General features: G+C 68.5%; 11 protein-coding genes. 7 read left to right on the top strand and 4 right to left on the bottom strand.

Translation table 11 applies throughout. The features are described 5' to 3' along the window. The first annotated feature begins 66 nt into the window (after nucleotides 1-66). From ACWHMB_RS04020 to ACWHMB_RS03990, 7 genes are all read left to right on the top strand, one after another. Complete coding sequence (locus tag ACWHMB_RS04020) at nucleotides 67-537, top strand: YqaA family protein (RefSeq protein WP_377482484.1); 471 nt, start codon at nucleotides 67-69, stop codon at nucleotides 535-537. A gap of 250 nt (nucleotides 538-787) precedes the next feature. Beyond that, nucleotides 788-2,527, top strand: a complete 1,740-nt coding sequence (gene pilB / locus ACWHMB_RS04015) for a type IV-A pilus assembly ATPase PilB (protein ID WP_293222994.1) — start codon at nucleotides 788-790, stop codon at nucleotides 2,525-2,527. A gap of 32 nt (nucleotides 2,528-2,559) precedes the next feature. Then, nucleotides 2,560-3,822, top strand: coding sequence for a type II secretion system F family protein (locus ACWHMB_RS04010; RefSeq protein WP_447648441.1), 1,263 nt, complete (start codon nucleotides 2,560-2,562; stop codon nucleotides 3,820-3,822). Further along, nucleotides 3,822-4,664, top strand: a complete 843-nt coding sequence (locus ACWHMB_RS04005) for a prepilin peptidase (RefSeq protein ID WP_377482480.1) — start codon at nucleotides 3,822-3,824, stop codon at nucleotides 4,662-4,664. The genes ACWHMB_RS04010 and ACWHMB_RS04005 overlap by 1 nt, the downstream gene beginning before the upstream one ends. A 4-nt stretch (nucleotides 4,665-4,668) precedes the next feature. Continuing rightward, nucleotides 4,669-5,289 (top strand): dephospho-CoA kinase, encoded by a 621-nt coding sequence (coaE, locus tag ACWHMB_RS04000; RefSeq protein WP_377482478.1) that lies wholly within the window; start codon nucleotides 4,669-4,671, stop codon nucleotides 5,287-5,289. A gap of 102 nt (nucleotides 5,290-5,391) precedes the next feature. Continuing rightward, the gene (gene zapD / locus ACWHMB_RS03995; protein ID WP_377482957.1) at nucleotides 5,392-6,147 is read left to right on the top strand and encodes a cell division protein ZapD; all 756 of its coding nucleotides are present in this window, start codon (nucleotides 5,392-5,394) and stop codon (nucleotides 6,145-6,147) included. Then, nucleotides 6,144-6,362: a DNA gyrase inhibitor YacG gene (locus tag ACWHMB_RS03990; RefSeq protein ID WP_377482476.1), complete on the top strand. Its 219-nt coding sequence runs from the start codon at nucleotides 6,144-6,146 to the stop codon at nucleotides 6,360-6,362. The genes zapD and ACWHMB_RS03990 overlap by 4 nt, the downstream gene beginning before the upstream one ends. Nucleotides 6,363-6,390: 28 nt before the next feature. Here ACWHMB_RS03990 and ACWHMB_RS03985 read toward each other — a convergent pair whose 3' ends face one another. The 4 genes from ACWHMB_RS03985 to secA form a co-directional block, all read right to left on the bottom strand. Continuing rightward, nucleotides 6,391-6,873 carry an NUDIX domain-containing protein gene (locus tag ACWHMB_RS03985; protein ID WP_377482474.1) on the bottom strand — a complete coding sequence of 161 codons (483 nt, stop codon included), beginning with the start codon at nucleotides 6,871-6,873 and terminating at the stop codon, nucleotides 6,391-6,393. Further along, nucleotides 6,870-7,742, bottom strand: coding sequence for an ATP-binding protein (locus ACWHMB_RS03980; RefSeq protein WP_377482472.1), 873 nt, complete (start codon nucleotides 7,740-7,742; stop codon nucleotides 6,870-6,872). Before ACWHMB_RS03980 ends, ACWHMB_RS03985 begins: the two co-directional genes overlap by 4 nt. 58 nt (nucleotides 7,743-7,800) lie before the next feature. Next, nucleotides 7,801-9,030: a bifunctional glutamate N-acetyltransferase/amino-acid acetyltransferase ArgJ gene (gene argJ / locus ACWHMB_RS03975; RefSeq protein ID WP_377482470.1), complete on the bottom strand. Its 1,230-nt coding sequence runs from the start codon at nucleotides 9,028-9,030 to the stop codon at nucleotides 7,801-7,803. A gap of 287 nt (nucleotides 9,031-9,317) precedes the next feature. Next, nucleotides 9,318-12,104, bottom strand: coding sequence for a preprotein translocase subunit SecA (secA, locus tag ACWHMB_RS03970; protein WP_377482468.1), 2,787 nt, complete (start codon nucleotides 12,102-12,104; stop codon nucleotides 9,318-9,320). Nucleotides 12,105-12,167: the final 63 nt, after the last annotated feature.

Raw genomic sequence — 12,167 nt, 5'->3', positions numbered from 1 at the left:
TGCTCATATTTTCAGCAATCGAAACGTGACATCGCTCCGGCCCCTGCGCCTACACTTGCCGCCCTGATGGACGCCTGGTTTCACTCCCTGCTGCAGGCGCTGGCGCTGCCCCAGTACGGCCTGTCGACGGTGTTCGTGGTCGCCTTCGTGTCGGCCACGCTGCTGCCGCTGGGCTCGGAGCCGGCGGTGTTCGGCCTGATCAAGCTCAGCCCGCAGCTGTTCTGGCCCGCCATCGGCGTGGCCACGCTGGGCAACACCCTGGGCGGCATGCTGACCTGGTGGATGGGCCTGGGCGCACACCACGTGGTGGACAAATACCGCCACTCGACCACCCACCTGCGCGCGCTCGACTGGCTGCAGCGCATCGGCCCGCCGGCCTGCTTTCTGTCCTTCTTGCCCGTCATCGGCGATCCGCTGTGCGCCGTGGCCGGCTGGCTGCGCCTGCCGCCGGGCCCCTGCGCGGCCTGGATGCTGGCGGGCAAGTTCGCGCGCTACCTGGTGATGACGGTGGTCTTGCTGCGGGTCTGGCCCGGTTGAGGCGATTTACTATTTTATTGATAGCTGCTCGCGCTTTCTACATCTGCGCAAAAGCCCTGTTTGACTTGAATTTTCGCTTTTCGGGGGCGCCAGGCCGGCCGACGCCGGCCAAGCGGCACAACAGCGGCCCAAGTGTCTACTGGCGCACACAATCGGCCGATTTGGACCGTTTTGGCCCGGCCGGAACGTTTACATTCGTTCACGCTTGCCCGATGATCGTTAAGATTGGATTTGTTCCAGCCCTGCTTCGATGGCCGTCACCGACTCGCACCTCAAAGACACCCTGACCCCCGCCCTGCCCGGCGTGGGCCGGGTGCTGGTCATGGCCGGCAAGTTCAGCCAGAAGCTGGCCGAGGAGGCGCATCGCAAGGCGCAGACGGCGGGCCGGCCCTACATTGCCGAGCTGATCGAGTCGGGCGCCGTGTCGGCCAGCGAGCTGGCCCACACCCTGGCGCACGCCTTTTCGGCGCCGCTGATCGACGTCGACGCGCTCGACCCGCAGCGCCTGCCGACCGACCTGATCGACGTCAAGCTGTCGCTCAAATACCGCCTGCTGGCGCTCAGCAAGCGCGGCGGGCGCCTGATCGTGGTCACGGCCGACCCGTCCGACCACGAGGCGGCCGAAAAGCTCAAGTTCGTCAGCCAGTCGGGCGTCGAGTGGGTGATCGGCGAATACGACAAGCTGGCGCGCCTGGTCGAAAAGCACGGCAAGACCGTGGCCGATTCGATGGACAGCATCGTCGGCAAGGACTTCGAGTTCGACGAGGCCGCGCTCGGCTCCGACATCCCGGCGGCCGAGGCCGACGACCCGCAGGCCGAGGTCGACGACGCGCCGGTGGTCAAGTTTCTGCACAAGGTGCTGATCGACGCCATCAACCTGGGCGCCTCCGACCTGCACTTCGAGCCCTACGAGCACAACTACCGCGTGCGCTTTCGCGTCGACGGCGAGCTGCAGGAAATCGTCTCGCCGCCGGTGGCCATCAAGGACAAGCTGGCCTCGCGCATCAAGGTCATTTCGCGCCTGGACATTGCCGAAAAGCGCATCCCGCAGGACGGCCGCATGAAGCTCAAGGTGGGGCCCGAGCGCGTGATCGACTTTCGCGTCAGCACCCTGCCCACGCTGTTCGGCGAAAAGATCGTCATCCGCATCCTGGACCCCAGCAGCGCCCGCATGGGCATCGACGCCCTGGGCTACGAGCCGGAGGAAAAGGCGCGCCTGATGCACGCCATCGAGCGGCCCTACGGCATGATCCTGGTCACCGGCCCCACCGGCTCGGGCAAGACGGTGTCGCTCTACACCTGCCTGAACCTGCTGAACAAGCCGGGCGTCAACATCGCCACCGCCGAAGACCCGTCCGAAATCAACCTGCCGGGCGTCAACCAGGTCAACGTCAACGAAAAGGCCGGCCTGACCTTCGCCGTCGCCCTGCGCGCCTTCCTGCGGCAGGACCCGGACATCATCATGGTGGGCGAAATCCGCGACCTGGAGACCGCCGACATCGCCATCAAGGCCGCGCAGACCGGCCACCTGGTGCTGTCCACGCTGCACACCAACGACGCGCCCACCACGCTCACGCGCATGCGCAACATGGGCATCGCGCCGTTCAACATCGCGTCCAGCGTGATCCTGATCACCGCCCAGCGCCTGGCGCGCCGGCTGTGTGCCAAGTGCAAGCAGCCGGCCGACATCCCGCACGAGGCGCTGATCGACGCCGGCTTTGCCGAAAGCGCGGTGGATGGCAGCTGGACGCCCTACCGCCCGGTGGGCTGCAACGCCTGCAACAACGGCTACAAGGGGCGCGTGGGCATCTACGAGGTGATGCCGATCACCGAGGAACTGCAGCGCATCATCCTGGCCGACGGCAGCGCGCTGGAGATCGCCGAGCAGGCGCGCAGCGAAGGCGTGCGCTCGCTGCGCGAGGCCGGCCTGCACAAGGTTCAGCTGGGCGTCACCTCGCTCGAGGAAGTGCTGGCGGTCACCAACCAATAAGCCGCGCGCGGCAACACGAGAGACATTCCTTCATGGCAACACGCACCGCTCCCACCGCCGCCGCCCGCGGCTCGGCCCGCACGCCCGTCAACCGCAGCGGCGTCAAGGAAGCCGTCTACGAATGGGAAGGCAAGGACCGCAACGGCAAGGTGGTGCGCGGCGAGCTGCGTGCCGGCGGCGAAAACCAGGTCAACGCCACGCTGCGCCGCCAGGGCATCGTGGTCACCAAGATCAAGAAGCGCCGCATGCGCTCGGGCAAGAAGATCAAGCCCAGGGACATCGCCATCTTCACCCGCCAGCTGGCCACCATGATGAAGGCCGGCGTGCCGCTGCTGCAGGCCTTCGACATCGTCGGGCGCGGCAACCCCAACCCCAGCGTCACCAAGCTGCTCAACGACATCCGCACCGACGTCGAGACCGGCACCTCGCTGTCGGCGGCGTTTCGCAAGTACCCGATCTATTTCAACAGCCTGTACTGCAACCTGGTCGAGGCCGGCGAGGCGGCCGGCATTCTGGACAGCCTGCTCGACCGCCTGGCCACCTACATGGAGAAGACCGAGGCGATCAAGTCCAAGATCAAGTTGGCGCTGATGTACCCGGTGGCGGTGATGGTGGTGGCCTTCGTGGTGGTCTCGATCATCATGATCTTCGTCATCCCGGCCTTCAAGGAGGTGTTCAGCTCCTTCGGCGCCGACCTGCCCACCCCCACGCTGATGGTGATCGCCATGAGCGAGTTCTTCGTCAAGTGGTGGTGGCTGATCTTCGGCGGCCTGGGCTTCGGCTTCTACTTCTTCATGCAGGCCTGGAAGCGCAACGAGAAGATGCAGATGTTCATGGACCGCCTGCTGCTCAAGCTGCCGATCTTCGGCGAGCTGATCGAAAAATCCGTCATCGCGCGCTGGACGCGCACGCTGTCGACCATGTTCGCCGCCGGCGTGCCGCTGGTCGAGGCGCTCGACTCGGTCGGTGGCGCCTCGGGCAACTCGGTCTACAAGCTGGCCACCGACAAGATCCAGCAGGAGGTGTCCACCGGCACCAGCCTGACCACCGCCATGACCAACGCCAACGTGTTTCCCAGCATGGTGCTGCAGATGAGCGCCATCGGCGAGGAGTCGGGCTCGCTGGACCACATGCTGGGCAAGGCGGCCGACTTCTACGAGTCCGAGGTCGACGAGATGGTGGCCGGCCTGTCCAGCCTGATGGAGCCCATCATCATCGTGGTGCTGGGCACCGTCATCGGTGGCATCGTGATCTCGATGTACCTGCCCATCTTCAAGCTCGGTCAGGTGGTTTGATGCTGGAGCCGCTGTGGTTGCAGGCCGCGGTCGGTGGCGTGCTGGGCCTGCTCATCGGCAGCTTTCTCAACGTCGTCATCCACCGGCTGCCCCAGATGATGGAGCGCCAGTGGGCCGAGCAATGCGCCGAGCTGCATGGCCAGCCGGCCCCCGAGCAGGCGGCGCTCAACCTGGTCACGCCGCGCTCGCGCTGCCCGCACTGCGGCCACGCGATCGCGTGGTACGAGAACATCCCGGTGCTGAGCTGGCTGGCGCTGCGCGGGCGCTGCTCCCAGTGCCACGCCCGCATCGGCGCGCGCTATCCGCTGGTCGAGCTGGCCACCGGCGCGCTGTTTGCCTGGTGCGCCTGGCGCTGGGGCATCACGCCCACGGCGGCGGCCTGGTGTTTTTTCGCTGCCGTGCTGGTGGCCCTGACCCTGATCGACTGGGACACCACCCTGCTGCCCGACGACCTGACGCTGCCGCTGCTGTGGGCCGGCCTGATGGCCGCCGCCCTGGGCTGGACGGGCGTGCCGCTGGCCCAGTCGCTGTGGGGCGCGGTGGCGGGCTACCTGTCGCTGTGGGCGGTGTACTGGGCCTTCAAGCTGGCCACCGGCAAGGAAGGCATGGGCTACGGCGACTTCAAGCTGTTTGCCGCGCTGGGCGCCTGGTTCGGCTGGCCGGCGCTGGTGCCCATCATCCTGATGGCCTCGGTCATCGGCGCGCTGATCGGCATCGCCATGAAGATGACGCGCTCGCTGCGCGAAGGCGGCGTGGTGCCCTTCGGCCCCTTCCTGGCCTTGGCCGGCCTGACGGCCATGATCTTCGGGCCCGCGAGCATCCTGCGCGCGATCGGCTTGTAGGGCCATGGCCGCGCGCACCCCGCTGCATCTGGGCCTGACCGGCGGCATCGGCAGCGGCAAGAGCACCGTGGCGGCGCTGCTGGCGGCGCGCGGCGCGGCGGTGATCGACGCCGACGCCATCTCGCGCGCCACCACGGCCGCCGATGGCGCGGCCCTGCCGGCCATCGCCGCCGCGTTCGGCCCCCGGCTGATCGGCGCCGACGGCGCGCTGGACCGCGCCGCCATGCGGGCGCTGGTGTACGGCAACCCGGGCGCGCGCCAGCAGTTGGAGGCCATCGTCCACCCGCTGGTGGCCCAGGAAATCGAGCAGCAGACCCGCGCCGCCCATCGGGCCGGCCACGCCTGGCTGGTATTCGACATTCCGCTGCTGGCCGAGGGCGGCGCGCGCTGGCGTGCGCGGCTGGACCGCGTGCTGGTGCTGGACTGCCCGCCCGCCGTGCAGATCGAGCGCGTGATGGCGCGCAGCGGCCTGCCGCGCGAGCAGGTGCAGGCCATCCTCGACGCCCAGGCCGGGCGCGTGCAGCGCCGGGCCGCGGCCGACTGGGTGCTGTTCAACGGCGAAGGTGTCACAGTGGGTGACCTTCAGGCGCAAATCGGCGTTCTGGCCCAGGGCTTCGGGCTATGATGCGCGCCAAAGGCGAGGCTCTATAAAGTTTACGCAGTGCGGCGTGCGCGAAGGCTGGTGCAGCGCGGCCCCAACTGCGGTTTCGATGGTGAAAGCCGGCGCGTGATCCTGTACGAGTACCCCTTCAACGAACGCATTCGCACCTACCTCCGGCTGGAACACCTGTTCGGCCGCCTGGGCCAGTTGCTGCAGCGCGAAAGCGCGCTCGATCACCACTTCGCCCTCTTGACCCTGTTCGAGGTCATGGACGTGACCAGCCGCGCCGACCTGAAGTCGGACGTGCTGAAGGACCTGGAAAAGCAAAAGGGCCTGATGGCGGCCTACCGTGGCAACCCCGCCATTTCCGAGGCGTCGCTGGACGCGCTGCTGACGCAGTTGGAGCGTGCCTTCGCCCAATTGAGCAGCCAGCTGGGCAAGCCCGGCCACGACCTGACCGAGCACGAATGGCTGATGGCCGTGCGCAGCCGCGCGGCCATGCCCGGCGGCACCTGCGGCTTCGACCTGCCGGCCTACCACACCTGGCAGCACGGCCAGGCCGCCAACCGGCGCGCCGACCTGAACCGCTGGGTCGCCTCGCTGGAGCCGATGGCGCAGGCCATCGCACTGCTGCTGCAAATTTTGCGCACCAGTGGCAAGCCCCGCATGATGACGGCGACCGCCGGCCAGTACCAGATGGGGCTGCCCCAGGGCCGCACGGTCCAGTTGCTGCGCCTGCGGCTGGATGAATCGATGGGCCTGGTGCCCGAGATCAGCGGCAACCGCCTGGCGGTGTCGGTGCGGCTGATGCGCATGCAGCCCGACGGCAAGCTGCAGGCCGAGCGGGTCGACGCGCCGTTTGAACTGGCCCTCTGCGCATGAGCGATGATGTAACGCCCCGCGCAAGCACCGTGCGCTGCCCGGCCTGCGGCGGCCCCAGCCGCTACGCCGCGGACAACCCCTGGCGGCCGTTTTGCAGCCAGCGCTGCAAGCTGCACGACCTGGGCGACTGGGCCAACGAGCGCTTTCGCGTCGAGGCGCAGGACGCCGACGATCCATCGCCCGCGCCGCCAGTGCCGCACGTCCCGCCGCACTGAAGTCGCGCTCAGGGCCTGAAGAAGACGGTCACGTCGGCGGCTTGTCGCAGGCCGCTTCCTCGCCCAGCCACTGCAGCACCGGCAGCGTGCCCGCCAGCACCGGCTGCACGCGCACCGGCAGGCGCTCCCACGCCGCCTGCTGGCCCTCGCGCATCTGCAGCGCGCCCTGCCAGGCAGTGACGCGGCAAAAATGCAGGCGCACCAGGGCGTGCGGATAGTCCACCAATTGCTCGCGCCAGCGGCTGACGGACGCCGGCTCGATGCGCAGGCCCAGTTCTTCGTGCAGCTCGCGCGCCAGCGCCTGCGCCACGCTCTCGCCCGGCTCCAGCTTGCCGCCCGGAAACTCCCAGTAGCCGGCGTAGACCTTGCCCGGCGGACGCGAGGTCAGCAGAAAGCGCCCATCGGGCTGCAGCAGGATGCCGACCGCCACCTCGACCACCGGGCGCGCGCCGCCTGCGGCCGTGCCCTGGCGCGGCAGGTGGGCGTCGGCGCGGATGGTGGTGTCGCTCACGCCGCGCCGCGACCCATGAAGTCGCGCGCGAACTGCCAGGCCACGCGGCCCGAGCGCGAGCCGCGCTCCAGCGCCCACACCAGGGCCTCGGGACGGGCCGCCTCGATCTGCGCGGCGCTGGCGCCCAGGGCGCTCAGCCACTGGGCCGCGATGGCCAGGTATTCGGCCTGGGTGAAGGGGTAGAAGCTGACCCACAGGCCGAAGCGCTCGGACAGCGAGATCTTTTCCTCGACCACCTCGCCGGGGTGCACCTCGCCATCCTCGGTGTGGGTGTAGCTGAGGTTTTCCTTCATGTACTCGGGCAGCAGGTGGCGCCGGTTGCTGGTGGCGTACACCAGCACATTGGGCGTGCTGGCCGCCACGCTGCCGTCGAGGATGCTTTTCAGCGCCTTGTAGCCGGGCTCGCCCTCGTCGAAGCTGAGGTCGTCGCAGTAGACGATGAATTTCTCGGGCCGCTCGCTCACCACCTCGACGATGTCGGGCAGGTCCACCAGGTCGGCCTTGTCCACCTCGATCAGGCGCAGGCCCTGCGGCGCAAAGGCATTCAGGCAGGCCTTGATGAGCGAGGACTTGCCGGTGCCGCGCGCGCCCGTCAGCAGCACGTTGTTGGCCGGCCGGCCATCGACGAACTGGCGCGTGTTGCGCTCGATCTTGTCCTTCTGGCCGTCGATCTCCTTCAGATCGGCCAGCCGCATCGCGGCCAGATGGCGCACCGGCTCCAGCACGCCCATGCCCGAGGCGCGCTTGCGATAGCGCCAGGCCACAGCCCGGCTCCAGTCGGGGGCGCCCAGCGGCTGCGGCAGCACCGCCTCGATGCGGGTGATGAGTTGCTCCGCCCGTTCCATCAGGCGCGTCAGGTTTTCAGTCATTTTGGCCTCTGGCGCCCATGCAACAAGCGCCGACAGCTATCAAATCAGTAGTATTTATTCAAGACCGATAGTCGGCGTTGATGCTGACGTAGTCGTGGCTCAAATCGCAGGTCCACACGGTGTCGCTGGCCGCGCCGCGGCCCAGGCCCACGCGCACGGTGATCTCGGCCTGCTTCATCACGCGCTGGCCGTCTTCCTCGCGATACGCGGGGTGGCGCCCGCCGCCGGTGGCCACGTGCACGTCGTCCAGGTGCAGGTCGATGCGGGTCTGGTCGAGATCAAGAATGCCGGCGTAGCCCACCGCCGCCAGGATGCGGCCCAGGTTGGGATCGCTGGCGAAAAACGCCGTCTTGACCAGCGGCGAATGCGCGATGGCGTAGGCCACCTGGCGGCATTCGGCGGTGTCGCGCCCGCCTTCGACGCGCACGGTGATGAACTTGGTGGCGCCTTCGCCGTCGCGCACGATGGCCTGCGCCAGCCGGCGCGCCACGTCGAGCAGGGCCGCCTTCAGCGCCTGGCCTTCGGCCGAGGCCAGCGAGGTGATGGGCGCGTGGCCCGCGCGCTGGGTGGCGATCAGCAGGAAGCTGTCGTTGGTGGAGGTGTCGCCATCCACGGTGACGCGGTTGAACGAGCCCTCGGCCAGCTCGCGCGCCAGCGGCGTCAGCAGCGCCGGGGCGATGCAGGCGTCGGTGGCGACAAAGCCCAGCATGGTGGCCATGTTGGGGCGGATCATGCCGGCGCCCTTGCTGATGCCGGTGACGCTGACCTCGGCGCCGCCGATGCGCAGCTTGGTGCTGAAGGCCTTGGGCACCGTGTCGGTCGTCATGATGGCGCTGGCGGCGCGGCCCCATTGATCGGCGCCCGCCGCGGCGATGGCGGCCGGCAGCCCGGCCTCGATGCGCTCGACCGGCAGCGGCTCCATGATGACGCCGGTGGACAGCGGCAGCACCTGGCGCGGCTCGATGTGCAGCAGGCCGGCCAGCGCCGCGCAGGTGGCGCGCGCGCGCTGCAAGCCGTCCTCGCCGGTGCCGGCGTTGGCGTTGCCGGTGTTGACGACGATGGCGCGGATCGGCGCGCCGCCCGTCAGATGCTCGCGACACACCTGCACCGGCGCGGCGCAAAAGCGGTTTTGCGTGAACACGCCGCCCACGCTGGCGCCCTCGTCCAGCAGCAGCACCGTCAAATCGTCACGGCCGGCCTTGCGCACGCCGGCTTGCGTGACGCCCAGTCGCACGCCGGCGACCGGAAGGAGTTGCGCGGGATCGGTGGCGGTCAGGTTGACGGGCATGGCGGTGGGGTAGAAGAAAAAACGGGAGAAAAGGGCGAATCCTGCGGCTCAGCGGCACAAGGCGCCAGACCAGGGCTCGCCACCGCGCGATCCAATGGCCGCGGAGCAGGCCAGGTCAGCGATCGCCGTGGCCGGGGTCTCCCCGGCCAGAGGCGATGCCCCCTCGAGGGGGCTGAGGTCTGCGGCTCCAGACCTGCCTGCGCAGGTCTGGACAGACCGAAGGGCCGCCGCCTCCGGCGGCGAGCACCGGGCGAAACAACGCGCAGCGTGTGGAGACTGGGGGTGGGTCATGTCAGTGCGCCGTGGCAATGCTTGTATTTCTTGCCGCTGCCACAGGGGCAGGGATCGTTGCGGCCCACGCGCGGCACGGCGGCGGCGCCGGCCGCGGCGGCGGCCGCCGTCATGCCGCGTGCGGCGGCCTCGGGCACGCTTTCGGCCTCGCCGGTTTCGGTGGGCGCGGTGTAGGTGACGTTGCTCAAGCGCTCGCCGCGCGCCTCGAAGTCCTGCGCGGCCTGCTCGATCTGCTCGCTGGACTGGATGCGCACCGTCATCAGCGTGCGCGTGACATCGTTCTTGACCACGTCCAGCAACTGGCCGAACAGCTCGAAGGCCTCGCGCTTGTATTCCTGCTTGGGCTGCTTCTGACCGTAGCTGCGCAGGTGGATGCCCTGGCGCAGGTAGTCCAGCGCGGCCAGGTGCTCGCGCCAGTGCATGTCGATGCTTTGCAGCAGCACCGCGCGCTCGAAGGGATGGTAGTTGTCGGGCCCCACCAGCTCCAGCCGCTGGGCGTAGGCCTGGTTGGCGGCGGCCACCACCTTCTCGACGATGTCCTCGTCGGTGATGGCGCTGGAGGCCTCGACCTCCTGCGCCAGTGGCAGCGCGATCTGCCACTGCTCGGCCAGGGTCTTTTCCAGGCCGGGGATGTCCCACTGCTCCTCGACCGACTCGGCGGGCACGTACTGGCGCACCAGGTCGGTCATGCTGCCTTCGCGGAAGGCGTCGATCTGCTCGGTCAGGTCCTTGGCGTCCAGGATGTCGTTGCGCTCCTGGTAGATCACCTTGCGCTGGTCGTTGGAGACGTCGTCGTACTCCAGCAGCTGCTTGCGGATGTCGAAGTTGCGCGCCTCGACCTTGCGCTGCGCGCTCTCGATGCTGCGCGTGACGATGCCGGCCTCGATGGCCTCGCCCTCGGGCATCTTCAGGCGGTCCATGATGGCGCGCACGCGGTCACCGGCGAAGATGCGCATCAGCGGGTCGTCCAGGCTCAGGTAAAAGCGCGAGGATCCCGGGTCGCCCTGGCGGCCCGAGCGGCCGCGCAGCTGGTTGTCGATGCGACGGCTCTCGTGCCGCTCGGTGGCGATGATGCGCAGGCCGCCCAGGGCGACGACCTGCTCGTGGTCCTTTTGCCACTGCGCGCGCATGTCGGCGGCGCGGGCGGCGCGCGCGGCCTCGTCCAGGCTGGCGTCCTGCTGCAGCGCCTCGATGGCCTTCTCGACGTTGCCGCCCAGCACGATGTCGGTGCCGCGTCCGGCCATGTTGGTGGCGATGGTGATCATCTTCGAGTGGCCGGCCTGCGCCACGATGTCGGCCTCGCGCGCGTGCTGCTTGGCGTTGAGCACCTGGTGCGGCAGCTTGGCCTTGTCCAGCAGGTCGGCGATGATCTCGGAGTTCTCGATCGAGGAGGTGCCCACCAGCACCGGCTGGCCGCGCTCGTAGCATTCGCGGATGTCGGCAATGGCGGCGTTGTACTTCTCGGGCGTGGTCTTGTAGACGCGGTCGAGCTGGTCGTCGCGCTTGGGCGGCTTGTTGGGCGGAATGACCACGGTTTCCAGGCCGTAGATTTCCTGGAACTCGTAGGCCTCGGTGTCGGCCGTGCCCGTCATGCCCGCCAGCTTGCCGTAGAGGCGAAAGTAGTTCTGGAAGGTGATCGAGGCCAGGGTCTGGTTCTCGGCCTGAATCGGCACGCCTTCCTTGGCCTCCACCGCCTGGTGCAGGCCCTCGCTCCAGCGGCGCCCGCTCATCAGGCGGCCGGTGAACTCGTCGACGATCACGATCTCGGGCCCCTGCTCGCCGGGCTGCACCACGTAGTGCTGGTCGCGGTGGTACAGGTAATGCGCGCGCAGTGCCGCGTACAGGTGGTGCATCAGAGCGATGTTGGCCGCGTCGTACAGGCTCGCGCCCTCGGCGATCAGGCCGCGCTCGGCCAGCACGCGCTCGGCGGTCTCGTGGCCCTGCTCGGTCAGGTAGATCTGGTGCGCCTTCTCGTCGACCGTGAAGTCGCCCGGCTTGGTCACGCCCTCGCCGGTGCGCGGGTCGGCCTCGCCCTCCTGGCGCACCAGCAGCGGCGCCACCTGGTTCATCGCCACGTACATGGCGGTGTGGTCCTCGGCCTGGCCGCTGATGATCAGCGGCGTGCGCGCCTCGTCGATCAGGATCGAGTCCACCTCGTCGACGATGGCGTAGTGCAGCTTGCGCTGCACGCGGTCGGTGGTCTCATAGACCATGTTGTCGCGCAGGTAGTCGAAGCCGTATTCGTTGTTGGTGCCGTAGGTGATGTCGGCGTTGTAGGCGGCCTGCTTTTCCTCGCGCGGCATCTGCGGCAGGTTGACGCCCACCGACAGGCCCAGGAAGTTGTACAGCCGGCCCATCCACTGCGCGTCGCGGTTGGCCAGGTAGTCGTTGACGGTGACCACGTGCACGCCCTTGCCCTCCAGGGCATTCAGGTACACCGGCAGCGTGGCGGTCAGCGTCTTGCCCTCGCCGGTGCGCATCTCGCCGATCTTGCCGTCGTGCAGCGCCATGCCGCCCACCAGCTGCACGTCGAAGTGGCGCATCTTCATCACCCGCTTGGAGGCCTCGCGCACGGTGGCGAAGGCCTCGGGCAGGAGCTCATCCAGCGTCTCGCCGGCAGCCAGCCGGTCGCGATACTCCTGCGTCTTGCCGCGCAAGGCTTCGTCGTCGAGCTTCTCGAATTGCGGCTCCAGCGCGTTGATGCGGGCGGCGACTTTGCGATACTGCTTCAGCAGCCGGTCATTGCGGCTGCCGAAAATCTTGGTGAGAAAGGTCGTGGCCATGCGTAAGCGGTCGCCGCCGCGCGCGCAGCGCCCGGGCAGTGGCGACCAGCGGTCCCAGTGAGT

This window comes from Ottowia pentelensis, from assembly GCF_964341695.1.
This window is presented reverse-complemented; position numbering and strand designations above follow the sequence as displayed.

Bases quoted from the DNA above. Each gene is read 5' to 3' on its own strand.
- ACWHMB_RS04020 (WP_377482484.1), top strand. From the start codon at position 67: ATGGACGCCTGGTTTCACTCCCTGCTGCAGGCGCTGGCGCTGCCCCAG.
- pilB (WP_293222994.1), top strand. From the start codon at position 788: ATGGCCGTCACCGACTCGCACCTCAAAGACACCCTGACCCCCGCCCTG.
- ACWHMB_RS04010 (WP_447648441.1), top strand. From the start codon at position 2,560: ATGGCAACACGCACCGCTCCCACCGCCGCCGCCCGCGGCTCGGCCCGC.
- ACWHMB_RS04005 (WP_377482480.1), top strand. From the start codon at position 3,822: ATGCTGGAGCCGCTGTGGTTGCAGGCCGCGGTCGGTGGCGTGCTGGGC.
- coaE (WP_377482478.1), top strand. From the start codon at position 4,669: ATGGCCGCGCGCACCCCGCTGCATCTGGGCCTGACCGGCGGCATCGGC.
- ACWHMB_RS03990 (WP_377482476.1), top strand. From the start codon at position 6,144: ATGAGCGATGATGTAACGCCCCGCGCAAGCACCGTGCGCTGCCCGGCC.
- ACWHMB_RS03980 (WP_377482472.1), bottom strand. From the start codon at position 7,742: ATGACTGAAAACCTGACGCGCCTGATGGAACGGGCGGAGCAACTCATC.
- argJ (WP_377482470.1), bottom strand. From the start codon at position 9,030: ATGCCCGTCAACCTGACCGCCACCGATCCCGCGCAACTCCTTCCGGTC.
- secA (WP_377482468.1), bottom strand. From the start codon at position 12,104: ATGGCCACGACCTTTCTCACCAAGATTTTCGGCAGCCGCAATGACCGG.